General features: G+C 61.6%; 11 protein-coding genes. 10 read left to right on the forward strand and 1 reads right to left on the reverse strand.

Annotation, left to right across the window (positions count from 1 at the left end; all coding sequences use genetic code 11):
- From I6F37_RS30185 to I6F37_RS30210, 6 genes are read left to right on the forward strand one after another with little or no spacing between them, the layout of a single operon-like run.
- Window positions 1–828: a carbohydrate ABC transporter permease gene (locus I6F37_RS30185; RefSeq protein WP_225153536.1), complete on the forward strand. Its 828-nt coding sequence runs from the start codon at window positions 1–3 to the stop codon at window positions 826–828.
- Between the two features lie 7 nt (window positions 829–835).
- Complete coding sequence (locus I6F37_RS30190; protein ID WP_225153538.1) at window positions 836–1,840, forward strand: zinc-binding dehydrogenase; 1,005 nt, start codon at window positions 836–838, stop codon at window positions 1,838–1,840.
- Window positions 1,841–1,846: 6 nt separating this feature from the next.
- Entirely contained in the window at window positions 1,847–2,920 is a 1,074-nt protein-coding gene (locus tag I6F37_RS30195) for an ABC transporter ATP-binding protein (protein ID WP_225153541.1), read from the forward strand.
- Window positions 2,917–3,876, forward strand: coding sequence for a sugar kinase (locus I6F37_RS30200; RefSeq protein ID WP_225153543.1), 960 nt, complete (start codon window positions 2,917–2,919; stop codon window positions 3,874–3,876). Before I6F37_RS30195 ends, I6F37_RS30200 begins: the two co-directional genes overlap by 4 nt.
- Window positions 3,873–4,910 (forward strand): tagatose 1,6-diphosphate aldolase, encoded by a 1,038-nt coding sequence (locus I6F37_RS30205; RefSeq protein ID WP_225153545.1) that lies wholly within the window; start codon window positions 3,873–3,875, stop codon window positions 4,908–4,910. Before I6F37_RS30200 ends, I6F37_RS30205 begins: the two co-directional genes overlap by 4 nt.
- 42 nt (window positions 4,911–4,952) lie before the next feature.
- Window positions 4,953–6,077, forward strand: coding sequence for a mandelate racemase/muconate lactonizing enzyme family protein (locus I6F37_RS30210; protein ID WP_225153547.1), 1,125 nt, complete (start codon window positions 4,953–4,955; stop codon window positions 6,075–6,077).
- A gap of 957 nt (window positions 6,078–7,034) precedes the next feature.
- Here the strand turns inward: I6F37_RS30210 and I6F37_RS30215 are convergent.
- On the reverse strand, window positions 7,035–8,414 hold the full coding sequence (locus tag I6F37_RS30215; protein WP_225128674.1) for a hypothetical protein: 1,380 nt from the start codon (window positions 8,412–8,414) through the stop codon (window positions 7,035–7,037).
- A gap of 159 nt (window positions 8,415–8,573) precedes the next feature.
- On the opposite strand from I6F37_RS30215, the gene I6F37_RS30220 reads away from it, so the two are divergent.
- From I6F37_RS30220 to I6F37_RS45975, 4 genes are all read left to right on the forward strand, one after another.
- Window positions 8,574–9,179: a hypothetical protein gene (locus I6F37_RS30220; RefSeq protein ID WP_225128673.1), complete on the forward strand. Its 606-nt coding sequence runs from the start codon at window positions 8,574–8,576 to the stop codon at window positions 9,177–9,179.
- Between the two features lie 375 nt (window positions 9,180–9,554).
- A complete protein-coding gene (locus I6F37_RS30225; protein WP_225128672.1) occupies window positions 9,555–10,658 on the forward strand; it encodes a hypothetical protein in 1,104 nt (367 codons plus the stop codon).
- 244 nt (window positions 10,659–10,902) lie between these two features.
- Window positions 10,903–13,356 (forward strand): PD-(D/E)XK nuclease family protein, encoded by a 2,454-nt coding sequence (locus I6F37_RS30230; RefSeq protein WP_225128671.1) that lies wholly within the window; start codon window positions 10,903–10,905, stop codon window positions 13,354–13,356.
- A complete protein-coding gene (locus I6F37_RS45975; RefSeq protein ID WP_225128670.1) occupies window positions 13,353–16,634 on the forward strand; it encodes a UvrD-helicase domain-containing protein in 3,282 nt (1,093 codons plus the stop codon). Before I6F37_RS30230 ends, I6F37_RS45975 begins: the two co-directional genes overlap by 4 nt.
- Window positions 16,635–16,639 lie beyond the last annotated feature (5 nt).

The following is a 16,639-nucleotide window of genomic DNA, read 5'->3' on the forward strand; positions in this document are numbered from 1 at the left end:
ATGACCGATGCCGCCAATACCGATCGCTGGATTCGATGGCTCAACACGATTCAGCTCGTGCTGGCCGGCGCGCTTATCATGGCGCCGACGGTTTGGATGGTGCTGTCCTCGTTCAAGCCGTCCTTCGAGGTTACCGCCTATCCGCCGACGCTGGTCTTCTCGCCGACGCTGGAGAATTACGTCGAGCTGACCAGGACCACGCCGTTCCTGAGCTACGCGCTCAACAGCCTCATCGTCACCGTCGGCTCGACCGCGCTGGGGTTGCTGTTCGGCATTCCGGCCGCTTTCGCCGTGTCATGGACACGGATCACCTGGCCGGCGATCCTCACGCTGGTCGCCCGCATGGCGCCCGGAACGCTGTTCCTGCTGCCGTGGTACGTGATGTTCCGGCAAATCGGCATGATCGGCTCCTACACCGCGCTGATTCTCAGCCATGCCGTTATCACGCTGCCGATCGTGATCTGGGTGCTGCTGCCGTCCTTCGACGCCATTCCGCGTAGCGTGTTCGAGGCCGCGCAGGTCGACGGATGCAGCGTCACGCGCATCCTCTGGCGCATCGCGATGCCGCTGGTCGCCTCAGGCATCGCGGTCTCGGCGATCCTCGCCTTCGTGTTTTCGTGGAACTACTTCCTGTTTGCGCTGGTGCTCTCCAATGGCGACACCAAGACGCTGATCGCGGCGGCCTTCAACTTCATCGGCGAAGGCTCGACGCAATGGGGCGCGCTCATGGCCGCGGCGACGCTGATCGCATTGCCGCCGCTGGTGCTGGCCGCTCTGGTTCAGCGCTGGCTGGTGTCCGGACTGACGCTCGGTGCGGTGAAAGGCTAGATCTTCGATGAATGTATCACCCCGTCCCAATTCGGTCATGCAGGCCGCGGTCTTCCACGGGGACGACCGCATCACCATCGAGCGCGTTGCGATACCCGACGTCGGCACCGGCGAGGTACTCGTGCGCGTCTCGCGTACCGCGCTGTGCGGCTCGGACTTCAAGCTTTGGCACAAGGGTGCCGAGTTCACCGCCGGCCACGAAATCTTCGGAGTGGTCGAGCAGTCCGGTCACAGGCTGCACGGCCGGCGCTGCGCCGTCTACATTCCCTTGCACTGCGGCCATTGCGCCGCCTGCGAGCGCGGCGACACCCAGATGTGCCTGGAGGTCTCCAGCTTGATCGGCTGGAACAGGCCGGGCGGCTATGCCGAATACGTGCCGGTGCCGGAGAACTGCCTGCTGCCGGTACCCGATGACATCGAGGACAGCCTCGCACCGCTGCTGCTCGACACCATCGGTACGTCAGGCCACGCAGTTCGCTTCGTCAGCCGCGTCGTGCCGCCAAGCGAAGCCGGACCAGTCCTCGTGATGGGAGCAGGGCCGGTCGGCCTCGGCGTTGTGCTGGCGCTCCGCTCGCTCGGCTACGACGATGTCTATGTCGCCGACCCGAATGCGGAGCGTCTCAAGATCGCGCAATCCTTCGGTGCCAAGCCACACTCGGTCGGCGATACCTCCAGACGCTTCGCCCTCATCATGGAATGCTCCGGCGCCCATGCGGCGCGCAATCTCGGCATCGAGCTGGTGCTGCCGCGCGGCGCCCTGGTGCTGGTCGGCGAGAACGCCGCGCCCTGGACCATCGAGGAGGGCAAGGTGTTCCGCCGCAAGGATTTCTACATGATCCGGACCTTCTACTTCCCGGTCTCGGATTTCGAGCCGAACGTCGAGCTGTTGCGCAAGTACAAGGACGAATACCGCGTCCTCGTCGATGGCGAGTTCGGCCTCTCGGCTCTTCCTGAAAATTTCGCCCGCTTCGCCAAGGGCGAACTGATCAAGCCGGTACTGGCGCTGGACTGAGCGATCATGGCCTCGATCTCGATCCGCAATCTCGTCAAGCGTTACGGCAATTTTACCGTGATCCCCGATCTCAATTTGGAGATCGCGGACCACGAATTCGTCGTGTTCGTCGGCCCGTCCGGCTGCGGCAAGTCGACCCTGCTGCGCATCATCGCCGGTCTCGAGCCGATCTCGTCGGGAGATCTCTACATCGGCGACAAGCGCGTCAACGGCGTGCAGGCCGCGCAGCGCGACATCGCGATGGTGTTCCAGGATTACGCGCTCTATCCGCACATGAAGGTCTACGACAACATGTCGTTTGCGCTGGAGCTGCGGGGCGTGCCGAAGGCCGAGATCGACGCGCGCGTGAGGCGCGCCGCGGCGCTTCTGCACATCGAGCCCTATCTCGACCGCAAGCCGAAGGAGCTCTCCGGCGGCCAGCGCCAGCGCGTTGCCATGGGCCGCGCCATCGTGCGCAATCCCAAGGCGTTCCTGTTCGACGAGCCGCTCTCCAACCTCGACGCAAAGCTGCGCGGGCAGGTGCGGGCCGAGATCAAGGCGCTGTCGCAGGAGCTCAAGACCACTATGGTATTCGTCACGCACGACCAGATCGAGGCCATGACCATGGCCGACCGGATCGTGGTGCTCCAGAGCGGCACGATCCAGCAATATGACACGCCGGAAACGGTGTACGAGCGTCCGGCCAACCAGTTCGTCGCCGGCTTCATCGGCTCGCCAGCGATGAACTTCTTCCCGGTCGAATGGCGTCGGGAACGTGCAATTCTCTCGCAAGCTGGGACGATGGTGCCGGTGGATGCCGGGACCGCGGCCCGCCTGAGCAAGGCCGGCAATGCGGTGCTCGGCATTCGTCCCGAACATTTCGCCGTGGCAGCAGACGCTGCCGATGGCATTGCCATCAACATCAAGCTGGTCGAGCCGCTCGGCTCGGATACGCTGATACATTTCGATCTCGCCGGCGGCTCCGCCATCGCGCGGGTAGATCCGTCGTTGCGGCCGAAGGTCGGCGATCGCATCAATCTGCGCCTGCAGCCGGGCAAGACCCATCTGTTCGATGCCGGCAACGGAGAGGTCCTGCGGTGAGCGCATCGGTCGACATCGGCGATCTGTCGGCGCTGGCGGACGTCGCGTCCAAGGCAAGGCCTGTGCATGTGATCTGCCTCGGGCTCTCCGCACTCGACCAGGTCTGGCGCGTCGATCGGCCGTTCGCGGGTGGAAGCGAGAAGATCAAGGCTATCGAATATGGCACGCTCGGCGGCGGCATGGCCGCCAATGCGAGCGTTGCCGTGGCAAAGCTCGGGGCGTCCGTCGCGTTCTGGGGGCGGGCAGGGAACGATGCCGCCGGCCAAGAAATGAAATCCGCGTTCACGGCCGAAGGTGTCAATGTCGACAATTTTCGGCTGTTTACGGAGGGCCGCTCGTCGGTCTCCGGCATCATCGTCGACAGCGCCGGTGAACGGCAGATCGTCAACTTCCGCGGTCTCTACCCGGAGGCAGCGGACTGGCTGCCGCGGGACGCCATCGCGCGCGCATCTTCCGTGTTGGCCGATCCGCGCTGGGTGGAGGGCGCCGCGACGCTGTTCGCTGGAGCGCGAGCGCGCGGCATTCCGACGGTGCTGGACGGCGACATGGCCGACGCCGAGGTGTTCGAGCGGCTGCTGCCATTGACGGATCATGCGATCTTCTCCGAGCCTGCGCTTACGGCCTTTGCCGGCTCCGCTGAGGATAAATCGCTCGGAGCGCTGGCGCGGTTTGGATGCCGCGTCGTTGCCGTCACGCGCGGCGAGGGAGGTGTGAGCTGGTACGAGAGCGGCCAACTGCACCGGCAGGCCGCTTATGCCGTCGATGTCGTCGATACCACAGGTGCCGGCGACGTCTTCCACGGCGCCTATGCGCTGGCGATCGGCGCCGGTCTCGATGTGCAGGCCGCCATAGCTTTTTCGGCGGCGACAGCCGCGATGAAATGCCGCCACGCCGGCGGCCGCAACGGAATCCCCGATATCAACGAGTGTCTTGCATTCATGAGGACGAAGCCATGAGAACGATTGGAAAGAACCGCGGCCTGGCAAGGCTTGCTGACGCGGATGGCCACTTTCGCATGGTCGCGCTGGATCAGCGGCCGCCACTGTTCGATGCCATCGCCAAAGCAAAGGGCATCACGCGGGAACAGGTCGAATATTCCGACGTCACGGCGGCCAAGCGCCTCCTGGTCGAAAACCTCGCGCCGCATTGCAGCTCCATGCTGTTCGATCCGAATTTCGCGGTGCCGGCCGCGATTGATCTGCTGCCACCGCGCTGCGGCCTGATCATGACGCTGGAGGAGCACCGGGTCGAGGAGACCGCGGGCGGCCGCAAGTCGCGCGCCATCACAAATTGGAGCGTGGAGAAGATCCGGGCGATGGGCGGCGACGCCGTCAAGGTGCTGGCCTGGTACCGGCCGGACGCCGATGCCGCGGTTAACGCGCATCAGAAGGAGTTCGTGCGCGAGATCGGCGAGGATTGCGCCCGCCACGACATTCCCTACGTGCTCGAGCTGCTGGTCTATCCTTTCCTCGGCAGTGCCAATCACACCGCCGATTACGTGGAGTCGCCCGGCAAGCTGCCCGGCCTTGTCATCGACAGCGTGCGTGAATTCGTCAAGCCGGAGTACGGCGTCGATCTCCTCAAGCTGGAGAGCCCGCTTGCCTCCAACAACTTGCCGGCCCAGGACGGCAGCACGGAGGCCAAGGCCGCGCAGAAGGAGTTCGACGCGATCGGCGACATCTGTCGCGGCCGCAATATCCCCTGGGTGCTGCTGTCGGGCGGCGCCGCGCCGGAGAAGTTCGAACGAGTGCTCGACTATTCCTATGCCGCGGGCGCCAGCGGCTTTCTCGCCGGCCGCACCATCTGGCTCGATGCCGTCCTGAAGAATTTCCCGGACCGTGCGGCGGTCTCGGCCAGCCTGCGCAAGGATGGCCTCGGTGTGCTTCAGCGCCTCAACAAGCTGACCACGGCCAAGGGCACACCGTGGAAGGCGCGCTTTCCGGCTTTCACCGACATCAAGCAGGAAGGTGACTTCGCACGCGCCTACTGAAATGATGGCGGCTCCGCGTTTTCCGATCGCAGGATCTGCAACATGACTGACGGCTTCACCATCCGCTCGATCGAGGCGTATTGCTATCGTTATCCGCTGGCGGCGCCGGTGGTGACCTCGTTCGGCAGGATGCTCAACCGTCCTGCCGTCTTCGTTCGCGCGGTCGACGAAGACGGCGTCGAGGGCTGGGGCGAAGCCTGGTCCAATTTTCCAGCGCCCGGCGCGGAACATCGCGCCCGGCTCGTCAACGAGGTGCTGGCGCCCGGCCTCGTGGGGCTCAAATTCGATGGTCCTGTTCAGGCCTTCGAGGCCCTGACCAAGGGTACCGAAGTCCTGGCGCTCCAATGCGGCGAACCCGGTCCGTTTGCTCAGGCGATTTCAGGCATCGATCTCGCGCTGTGGGACCTCTCGGCACGCCGCCGGCGTTTGCCGCTGTGGCGGCTGCTCGGTGGCCAGTCGAACAAGATCAAGGTCTATGCCAGCGGCATCAATCCAGGCGGCGCTGCACAAACGGCTGAGGCCGCGCTCGAGCGCGGCCATCGCGCGCTGAAGCTGAAGGTGGGCTTCGGACCCGAGACCGATCTCGCCAACCTCACCGCGTTGCGCAGGATTGTCAGCGCCGGCATGCTGGCCTGCGATGCCAACCAAGGATGGTCGGTCACGCAGGCGATCGAGATGCTGCCGCGGCTCGCCGAGTTCGATCTGCGCTGGCTGGAGGAGCCGATTCGCGCCGATCGGCCCCGAGAAGAATGGCGCAGGGTGCGCCTACTGGCGAAGATGCCGATCGCTGCCGGCGAAAACATTTCGAGTCTCGAAGCTTTCGAGGACGTCCTGGCCGAGGACATACTGAGCGTGGTCCAGCCCGATATCGCGAAATGGGGCGGGCTCAGCGTCTGCACTCCACTGGCTCGCGACATCCGGACGTCAAGCAAGACGTTCTGCCCGCACTATCTCGGCGGCGGGCTTGGCCTCCTCGCGTCCGCGCATCTGCTCGCCGGTGTCGGAGGCGATGGCTGGCTGGAAGTCGATGTCAACGACAACCCGCTGCGCGATCTCTATTGCGGCCCGGTTCTCAATGTGAGGGATGGCATGGTTGAATTGGATCAAGAACCAGGGCTCGGAATTACGCCCGACCTTTCACGGATCGAGCGCTATCGCAGCATCTAGATCATGATGCCGTCAGGTTGGAGGCGCCAAGCGGATTGGAACGAAAGGTCTTCGCCAAGCATCGCTACATCGGCTCGATGCCGATCTTCTTGATGATCCGGCCCACTTCGTGGTCTCGCGGGAGATCGAGAAAAGTCTTGTAACAGCCAGCGTGAGCAGGCTTGTGGCGCATGTGCAGGATCTGGATTTCCGAGGATTAGCCGGGAGAATGTTATACGAGCAGTCTCAGTTGTTCGAAGTGGATCGATCGAAAATCGTCGGTTCGAATACCACTCTCTCCGCCACGGTTTGACGGCAGCGAACGCTTCGACCGTCAACTCCGGCGCGGCAGCCTTCGCATGCTTACTTTGATGTGTGGCGTTGGTTTGCCGAGCCGAAGCTTGCCGCGCCAGTCCGTCTTTGCTTCCGCTGTGCTCCAGCTACGCCGGACACCACGCTTCGCTTCTCGTTCTCCGCTTGGCTGCGCCACGCGTAGCCCGAAGGGCGAAGCGAGGTGGGCCCGGCAGGACTCGAACCTGCAACCAGACCGTTATGAGCGGCGGGATAGCGATTGGCTTCGTTGATTTTGCTGGCTATTTGTTTGAATCTGATCGCGTTCGTTGTGCTTTGGCTGGGTCGTTTCTGGTGCGAAACTGGTGCGGTAACGCCTGCTTATGCAAACGAGCCGGGCCTGACGTCCGTAAGCTCCATCGCAGGACTCTCAACGATGATGATCATCAAGCGGATCGACTTTACCCTCTCAAGGCTGAAACAGGGGTTCGATTCCCCTAGGGAGCGCCAGAAATTTCAAAGACTTACAGCTTGGCCCGAAAAGTCGTCGAATATCCGTCGAATAAGCGCCAGCGAACATCGGCGAACTCCGCCACACTAAATCAGTGATCCGATTAGCTCTCTGTTCTAGCCAACGTGACGCGCAGAGCGAATCGCGGTCAGAAAGTGCGAGAGTTGGCTCTGAGACTATTCTTGGTTCGAATTCGCTGCTGCGATCGGATGCCAATGTACCCCGCTTTCGCTTTCGTTCTCGGGCGTGACCAACATGTGGTCGGGCAGTGGCCAATGCGTTCGATGATGTCCGATCTTGTATGGCACCATCGTCTCAGTGATCGCCCACGTCTCGTTCTCTCGCGTGGTTGCTTCCGGAACAAAATAGTTTGCGTAAACCCATCTGAGGCGTGAGGTCGCCGGCGCAAAAGTTCTGGCTTGCATCGTGTTGAAGAAGTGACGAGCGAAATCAACTTCCGGTCCCGCCGAGCTCTCGACGCCAACGTGAATTACCCCCGGACGGTCGCTCGGAAGCTGACGCTCTGCGTTGGCGATGGTGCTACGAAAGTGACGCGCCTTTTGACGTACGGCAACTTCGGATTCACTGACCCAGCTGACCACGCTCGCTTGGTAAACAGCGTCGGCATATGTGGGCCTCAAAGGCGCCGGACGCCATTTGGCTGCCATGCTGTGATCGGCCGAATGATCATAGTGTCCGGCCAGAAGTTCGATCATCCGACTTCCATCAAAATAGACGTAGTCTTTTGCGAGAATTCGCCGAAGCAACGTCCAGTTTATGGGTCGCACTCTTCCGGTCGCCACCTCGTCCTTCCAAGGTGCCAGCGATCGCCGCTCGATGGTCTGTCTCACGTGTCGCACGAGATAGTCGTCCGCGACTTCGCGCAGCTCGACTTGGTACTTCACCTCGACAATGACGGATTCGCCTAGCTCCAGGCATAGTTGATGGATGGGTTGTGCAAGCCGCGTGCCCCGCAACTTCTCGTTCGCGGCGTAGGTTGAAGGCATCAGGCGCTTGCACTCTGCCGCCCAGCGGCTTCCTGTCCTGAAAACGTGCAGGTCCGGGGTTCGTCCGCGCCCGGGAGTTTCCGGCACGAACTCGACCCGTCTCCAACCTCTGCGTCGGTAGGCAAGGGCGACGAGCATCTCGAAAATGCTGCTGTCAGGTTGGCGTCTCTCCTGTAACATCATGCGAGCCGCTCGCTCTTCGACCCCCTTCACGCTGAGCAGAAGTTTCAGCTCTTTGCCGATGCGCGTAAGGAAGGGCACAACTCGCATTGTGCCCTCAGGCGTCCACAGGGCCCGGTCGGTGGCAAAGGTCTCTGCCTGCAGTATGTACCAAGCGGCCGTATCTACCGGGTCATACAACGGTCCCATTATGCCGGCGCGCATGCGGTCTTGGGCAGCAAGAAGATTGGTCTTCGCGACGTCCAGCCTCTGCTCCATCTCTTTGCGAGGAACGAACGACTTCAGCCAGGCAACTGCCAGCATCAATTCGTCATCGCGCCAATCCTGGTTAGTGCGCGGCGCGGTCCAATCTGGATTGTTCGCTTTCATGCTGGGAAATTCGACATTGCCACTAGGCTAAGACCGACCATTGTGTGGCAACTGTGACCGGGCAAATCGCGTGGCTTTTCGTGATCCGAACGCGGGGATTCCTGGAGCGATACTTATTGTACGTTTAGTTTACAATGATCCGGTCATTGGAGGCGAGCAATGGATTTTGGTGGGGGTACGAAGAGAGATATAGCCGTCCATGAGGCCGGCCATGCAGTTGCCCGCGTTTTATCGATAGGTCGCGTAGGCGTCACCAATGAAAACGCGATCCGGTGGATCGAAATGGAGGAGGGCACTCCACACTGCTCCGTGTTCGAGCTGCCCCTTAATATGCCGGGCCTTAAGGAGTTCGGGGAGCGCGCAGGCATAAGGGAAGGCACCCGGTGGACGGTGGAGCAATGGCGCAAGCTATTTTCGTATATGGGCATCGATCCATTGGAATGGGCGAGCGTGCGAGTTTTTGAGCTTACTGCTGGGGCGGCGGCACAAGCGAAATTTATAGACGCTTCCTTTCATTTGGTTTGGCATGATTACGGGTGCAGCGATGACCGTCAGACCGTCATCGAGACTTGTCAAAGGATCGGCTTGAACGGATCAGAGGCAACAAGGCTCTTCGCAGAGCAAGCTGAACAAGCATGCATCGCAATGGATAACACCGACGTGTGGCGCGCAGTGCTAGCTTTAGCCGAACGATTGCCAACCACTGGCCGAATGCCGGGCAGCACGGTTATTTCGATCGTTCAAAATGCATTGCGGGCCTTGTGAGCAAGACGCATCGCGAGACAATCCTACTGGCAACCGATGCCTTCCTTGGCCCGTCGCACATTGCCGCGATTGCTCGAATGGGGACGGACAGTCCGGAGTGAGGTCTAGAATCCGGCAGAGTCGCAGAGCGAAGGTCTTCCTTGGAAGCGAATCCCGGACGAGCAAAGATCACGGGACAATTCGCGCTAATTGTTGAAAATTTCGGCGCACGGCTCTAGATTCGACTCATGCCGCCTCCGTCGGCTAGGCCGCTGCCCTGGCAAAGGACTTTTGGTCCAACGACTACTCAATCATCAGCTCTCGCGACCGCTTCCCCTCTTTCGGCCGATGAGACGAGCAGCGCGTCTTGACCCGGCCGAGATGAAGGACGCTCGCATGTTCTCGACGCTCGAAGGCGCAAAGAAATTCGCCAAGAATCTCAAATCGTTGTTTGACGATAGCGGGATCATTTTTCCGCTTAATCGCTGCCAGAAGGCCGCCGCGATCGCAGGCGGCTTTCGAGATTGGCACGACCTCAGCAGATCGTTGGCAGGGTCGGATCGACCCGTCGATCCTGGCGCGTTTCGCCGCAGGCTGATCGCGTTTCTGCCCCAGCCATGCTGGATACCCGTATTGTTTTGGTTGGATGATGGGAAACTGGAGACAATTGACGGCGAAGGACTCTCGCACAACTATTACCGCGCCGTCGCGCCCTACGTGTTTTCGTCGTCTGTCATTCACCGAACCAAGTCCGCTCTGCTTCGGCCCGGCTCCAGTCCCGGACAGCGGTTGCGGGAATCGATGGTCGTCTCTCTCTTGCTCGGAGGAAGAGGCAGCAAGATATTGATCCCACAGCTCGAGCCGGACACCTTAGCGCTCGTCGTTTCCGGCGACACGGCAGATCTTTTCGGGGTCGATGCGGAGCATCCTCGGTTCGAGAAGGATTTCGCCTCTCTCGTGGCGGCCGGCATATTTGAATACCAAGATGGCATCCTGCGGGTCCTGCCGGCGGACAGAGACGAGGTCGCTGCGCACGCGGCCAGAGGGTTCACCGACCGCGCACAGTATTTCGCTGGCGTCGGAGACGAGGCAGTGGAAGCGCTCGCCGTGGCGCTCTCCGCAACCGGAATTGAGCAGCCCACGCGTGTAGCGGAAGCTGGCGCCGACAAAGGCTCGGAGACACAAATCACACCGCCTGGGCCAATCCTCGAACTGTTGTCCAAGCTTGCAGAGGATGGAGAACTGGTTGCCGTTTACCGAGCTTGGCGGGTGTTTGAAATGATCCATCCAGAGAGCGCCGACTTACTGCGCGACTCGGTGCCGGATAAGATCTTGTCACCCTATCTCGTCCGAAACCGCGGGATCGATGCCGGGAGGATGGTCGGATGGATGTCGACAAGATCAGAATGGACAGAAGCGGCGAAGGCCGCTCTGCATGATCCGGCACACTTTAAGAAGACGGTCGACGAGATGGCGGACGCGATAGCGGAGACGCGTTAGACGGCGGGAACTGCGTCGCCTTAAAGATTCGCGATTTCGGCAGCGATCGGGTATCGCTGCCTTCAGTCCGGCGATAGGGCGCGAAATGCTAATCCATACTGTAGTCGTCGATGGGCCTTTAGCACTGCGAATGCGGCGCCTTGATGCGGCTCGCGAAGGGGCCACGGGTCGGCAAGTCCTGACGCTGCCGCTTCTCGCCGCACGCCTTGCCGGCGGCTTCGTTTCGCCAGCCTCGCACGAGGTCTTGTACCTGGCTATCAGGCAGGGGCTCGAGGTGGGCGGATACGAGGACATTGGCAAGGTTGCCGAACTGCCGGGGATGCCCGCGGCTGCGCTATCGGCGCTCCGGGACTGGTGGGACATGGAGGCCCCGGCTTCTTTGCCCGACAATGCCCGCCTTAGGGACTTTGTGTTGCTCGAACGCCGCGTCCGAGAGGAACTGCCGTCTGGAATGCTGACGCCTCCCGATTTGGTCAGAGCTGCCTTGGCGCGAATTCGTTTCGCTCCCAAAGTACTCGGCGCCGTCACTATTCAAGACGTCGCTAATATCCAGGCCGTTTGGTATCCGCTCATCCATGCGCTTTGCGATGTCGTACCGGTGCGATGGATTGCATCGCAGCACAGCCGGCGCGACTGGTTCTCTGGGGACATCCAAACGCGTCCATCCGGCACAGCATTGCTTGGCTCTGCAGACCTCTGTGCCGATCCGCGAAACGAAGTGCGGGAATCTTTGCGTTGGGCGCGCGCGCTTGTGGCGGACGGAAAAGCCGCGCCCCACGAGGTCGCCATTTCGGCTGCCTCGCCGTCGGCTTGGGACGATGCGTTTCTGGTTCTCTCGCGTGAGGCAGGGATGCCCGTGCATTTCACGCACGGCATTCCGGCGCTAGCGACCCGTGAAGGGCAGGCCTGCGCTGCACTCGCGGACATCCTGCTACGCGGGCTGTCTCAGGAACGTGTGAGGCTCCTATTTGCCCGGCTGCCGCGCGGCCCAGCCAAGGATAAGTTGCCCAGTGACTGGGCTAAGGGCTTGCGGCGAAGCGCGGCGCTGACAAGTCCGACGCTTTGGCGTCATGCTCTGGAGCAAACTCGAGACGAACGGGCAAATGGTGACCTTACGGAACGGACATTGTTGCCGATTCTCGAAGACTTGGCCGGCGGGATTGCATTGTCAGAGGGAGTAGGGCGCCGTCTTTTGAAGGGGCAGGCGCTGAGCCTGTGGCGGGATGCTTTGCGCATGGCGCCCCCACAGGCAATCGAGCTCTCCCTGCAGGCTCTGCGCGTTGCCGACGGACGCGAGCCGGGAAATTCTATCGCGTGGGGACCCGCCCGTCACTTGGCGGCGGCCCCGCGCGCATATATTCGCCTCGTCGGGCTGGATGCGAACGCGTGGCCCAGACGGTCGAACGAGAACCCGTTGCTACCACAACATCTGCTTGGGCAATTACGACTTCCGTCCGCTGAAGCAGCAGAAATGGACCGGATGATGCATGACATCATCGTCGGCCAATCGACCAACTACTCGCTGTCACGCGCCTATAGGAGTGCGACTGGATCGCTGCAAGCAGCCAGTACGTTGTGGCCGAGAAAAGCAGAGCGCATCATCGGGCGGAGCGCGATACCCCCGCATGCTTTCAGCGAAAGCGATCGGCTCTACGCCCGGCCCGTCGATGCGGGCAAGGATCCCCAAGTGCGTGCAAGTCGTGCCTGTTGGCGCGCATGGTGGGATGGTGAGCAACACACGGCTCATGACGGGAAGGTTCGTGCCAACCACCCGCTCGTTGTCGATGCCCTTGCTGAAGTCCAATCCACGACCTCTCTCCATCGACTTCTATGCGATCCGTTGGGGTTCGTCTGGGAGTACGCCCTGCACTGGCGTGAGCCGAATCTAGACCCCCAGCCCCTCGCTCTAACCCATCGCGCTTTCGGCGAGCTCGTTCACGCTCTTATTGCGGGCGTGTTGCGGATTGGCGCGCCCAAAAATATCGATGAGATTGAGATTGCCCTAGATCGAGAGGTGGACAGTCTTACCGAAAGCTGGCCTCTCACCAGAGCCGTTCCACCGGGCCTTCTCTGGCGCCACACAGTGGAGATGGCACGCGAGAGAGCGCTGCGAGGACTCAAAGATGCAATCGACGAACCGCGCGGCAGGAGCTGGACCGAGCTTTCGTTTGGCGAGCCCGATAAAGGAGCTCATCCGTGGACCACGCTCTCGCCGGTCCAGATCGGAAAGACCGGAATTGTCTTCCGTGGACGAATTGATCGACTTGATGAAGACGCGGCACGCGGCGCGGCAGTCGTCACGGACTATAAGGTTGGGGCGGCGCCGGAGCGGAAGAAGCCAGTCGTGTTCGATCGTGGCGCAGAACTCCAGCGCGTCTTTTACGGCCTCGCCGTGCGGTCTCTCCTTGCTGATGTTCGGAGCGTGAGCTCGCAGCTGACTTATCTAAAGCACGAGCCGGCGCGGACGCTAAGCCTTACGAACGAGGAACTTGAGAAGGCGATTGACCAGGCGGTTGCATTCACGGCCTCAGGCGTTCAACTGCAACGCAACGGCCAGATTGCGCCAGGACCTGCGCCTGTATTCTTTGATCCGCTTGCTATCGCCCTGCCAGCTGAGCTTGATGCTTACCGTCGCGTAAAGCGTCGTCTATTTGCTGGGGTGAACAGCGCGCTAGACAAACTTTGGAGTAGCCCGTGAGCGTACCTGATCTCGATGCCCGCAGACGCGCGCTCACTGATTTTGAGACCAACATGCTGGTCGAGGCTGCGGCGGGCACTGGCAAGACGTCATTGATGGCCGCGCGCGTCGCGATGATGATCGCAAGCGGGGTTGATCCTTCAAAAATTGCAGCCATCACCTTCACCGAACCGGCGGCGAGCGAGTTGGAGGCACGGATACGCTGGACGGTCGAGGAGCTTCGCCATGGAAGGACGCCGCCCGCACTCGCCGGAATTCTCTCACTGCCGTTAGACCTAGCGGAGCGCGCGCATCTTGATGAGGCCGCGCCACGCATCGGAGAAATCACTGCCACGACCATCCATGGGTTTTGCCAAGGAATTCTTCGTTCGCACGGGATAGAAGTGGGCCTCGATCCTGGTTCGCGTGTTGTGGACGCGATCATTGCCAATGCACTCTTTGACGAAGTGCTCGCGACTTGGCTGAAGGAGAGGTTGGTGCCTGACGAAACAGACGGCGGTCCCATCGGTGTCCTTGCCAAGGATGACCCGTTGGGGGTAGTCGAGCGGGTCCGCGAACTTGCCATCCTCCGGCGAGAGCATCGCAGCGCGACCGTGCCGGCGCCGGATTTCTCAACTCGCCCGGACAAAACGTTCGCGGAAGCCGTCTCTGCCTTTGCCCGCTGGCATGTCGCGGGACCAGGAGATACGTGGACGGCAGGTCTCATCGCGGATCTTGAACGTCTTTCTTCGTTCTTCGCCGGCGATCACGCCACCGCGGGCTTCTCCGCGTTGTGGCGCCTGACCCAGCCGCCCCGTATCGGCATGATGCGGCAAAGAAGCATCGACTTGCTGGCTTATGACAGGATGCGCGCTTGGAAGCAGAGTCTTGGCGAGACGGATGGACGGCGTCGCGCAAATGAAGCGGTCGAACACTTCGAGACGGTTCGCGCCGCGTATCGAACGTTGATTGGCTGCATTGCGCAAGGTCTGGCGCATGAACTGGATGCGCATCTAACCGGGGTGATCGAGGCCTACGACCGGCGCAAGCGAGAAGCGGCCGTTCTCGATTTCGACGACTTGCTACGTCAGGCGCGGGCGCTTGTTTGCGAGAACCCCGAAATTCGCGCTTGGCTCGCCGGCCGGTATGCCTACCTGCTCGTCGATGAATTCCAGGATACCGATCCCGTGCAGGCGGAAATCGTTTTCTGCCTCGCTGCGCGTTCGCAGCCGGCGACTTGGAGCAGCGCAAGCTTGCGGCCAGGAGCGCTCTTTTTGGTAGGAGACCCCAAACAAGCAATCTATCGATTTCGCGGTGCTGACGTTGAGTCTTACGCCCTCGCGAAGTCCGTACTTGGAACAGCCGGCAACGGCTGCGTACTTTCTATCACCGCGAACTTCAGATCCCGGCCGGACGTCATCACGCACGTCAACCACGTGTTCAGTGACGTTCTTGGAGGGGCGGGACAACCGGGTTTCGTCCCGCTCGCGCCGACCCTTATGCTCCCGCCACTGCCGATCAGTGCGGCGGCGAAGCTGACGATCCATGTTCCGCGTGATGCCAACGCGGAGGAACAGCGCGAAGCGGAGGCGGAAGCTGTTGCCAGCCTGTGCGCGCGCCTGATCGGCGCCCTGAAGATCCATCATCCGGATGGAACTGAGCGATACTTGCGTGCAGGCGACATAGCGCTGCTTGCTCCTACACACACCGATCTCTGGCGTTACGAACGCGCTCTCGAAGCGCACCGCATCGCGGTCGCCTCCCAGGCAGGTCACGCGCTCTTCCGGCGCCAGGAGCTTCAGGACATGCTCGTCCTGGTTCGCGCGCTGTCGGATCCGCTCGACACTCTGGCTTTCGGCGCGCTAATGCGAGGTCCGGCTGTCGGACTCACCGATGAAGACTTGCTTGATATTACGGCGGCTCTCTCACCCGACCAAGATGGGCGCCGGCGCTTTCAGTTGCGGACCTCAGCGGACGAGGTCGTCAACCCCCTCGCAAAGGATGTTCTGTTGAAGCTCCAGGCGCTGCATCGCCTTGCCGCCGAACTCACGCCGATGCAGCTCATCGCCTTCGCAATCGAGCGCCTGAAACTGAGAGTGATCATGGCGGCTAGGCATGGCCAGCGCAACGCGCGCGCGCTCGCAAACCTTGATGCCATCGTCGAACTCGCCAGACCCTACAATGTTGCCGGACTGCGCGCGTTCGCGCTCGATCTCCAGCGAGGATGGCAGAGCAAGCGCCGGCATTCAGAAGGGAGAGTCGATGCGTCCGAGGACTCGGTGGAGATCGTCACCATGCACAGCGCCAAGGGGCTGGAATGGCCCGTGGTGATCACCGTGAATTCGTCGACGCAGTTCAAGCCCCAGGATCAGTTCGTCTATAGGCAATCAGACGATACAATTCACTGGATCGTCGGAGGGATCGAGCCGCCCGAACTGGTTACCGCCCGTGAAGAGGAGGAATTTCGCGAAGCGCGGCAACGCGAGCGGCTCTGGTACGTCGCAACGACGCGCGCCCGAGATCTCTTGGTGATCCCTGATCTGCCTGGCGCTCCCTCGCGATCGTGGTCGCGGGTGATGAATCTGGGGCAGAAGCGACTTTCCGAGATCCGAGCTGACGCGTTGCCCGAGCCTGTTATGAGCGCGTCGCAATCCATGGCCAACGATCAGACAGTGGCGATATTTGCAGCAGAAAACCAGCGATTGGTGGCTGCTTCGCCGCCGATTGTATGGGACCGTCCGAGCGACCGCGATGCTGATCGCAGCGCCGACCTTGTTGATGCATTCGTAGTCGATCCGGCGACCGACGTGACGGCGCGGATTGTAGGAGCGGGCGCCCTCCGGGGTACGATCCTGCACAAGCTTATGGAAGAGCTACTCACGGGGGAACTTGAGCAAGTTCGTGAAGGGGCTACTCTTCGCGCGACCGAGTTGCTTGCTCAACTACAATCCGATGACGCGACGGATGCCGAAAGGCCAGACGCGGTCGAGATGGCCGAGGTGGCGCTGCGCACATTGGCCCTGCCGGAGCTCGCGCCCTTCCTCGCGCTACTGGTGCCCGAAGTTCCGCTCTGGGCGGCAAACCCGCCGCGTTATCTTGCGGGTCGTGCGGATGCTGCCGCAATCGAGGGAGAGCGCATCGCACTCGTCATCGACTGGAAGTCCGACGTAAACCCCACGGCGGCGGCACACAGTGCACATGTGGCGCAACTGCGCGACTATCTGAGCGTCACAGGGGCCGAGCGAGGCGCTATCGTCTACATGTCCGCAGCACAAGTTTCGTGGGTCGAACCTCCGTAGCGCGG

This window comes from Bradyrhizobium sp. NBAIM08 (assembly GCF_020193935.1).
GTDB classification, from domain to species: Bacteria; Pseudomonadota; Alphaproteobacteria; order Rhizobiales; family Xanthobacteraceae; genus Bradyrhizobium; species Bradyrhizobium yuanmingense.

Coding starts and splice junctions, on each gene's coding strand:
- I6F37_RS30185 (WP_225153536.1), top strand. CDS start 1: ATGACCGATGCCGCCAATACCGATCGCTGGATTCGATGGCTCAACACG.
- I6F37_RS30190 (WP_225153538.1), top strand. CDS start 836: ATGAATGTATCACCCCGTCCCAATTCGGTCATGCAGGCCGCGGTCTTC.
- I6F37_RS30195 (WP_225153541.1), top strand. CDS start 1,847: ATGGCCTCGATCTCGATCCGCAATCTCGTCAAGCGTTACGGCAATTTT.
- I6F37_RS30205 (WP_225153545.1), top strand. CDS start 3,873: ATGAGAACGATTGGAAAGAACCGCGGCCTGGCAAGGCTTGCTGACGCG.
- I6F37_RS30210 (WP_225153547.1), top strand. CDS start 4,953: ATGACTGACGGCTTCACCATCCGCTCGATCGAGGCGTATTGCTATCGT.
- I6F37_RS30215 (WP_225128674.1), bottom strand. CDS start 8,414: ATGAAAGCGAACAATCCAGATTGGACCGCGCCGCGCACTAACCAGGAT.
- I6F37_RS30220 (WP_225128673.1), top strand. CDS start 8,574: ATGGATTTTGGTGGGGGTACGAAGAGAGATATAGCCGTCCATGAGGCC.
- I6F37_RS30225 (WP_225128672.1), top strand. CDS start 9,555: ATGTTCTCGACGCTCGAAGGCGCAAAGAAATTCGCCAAGAATCTCAAA.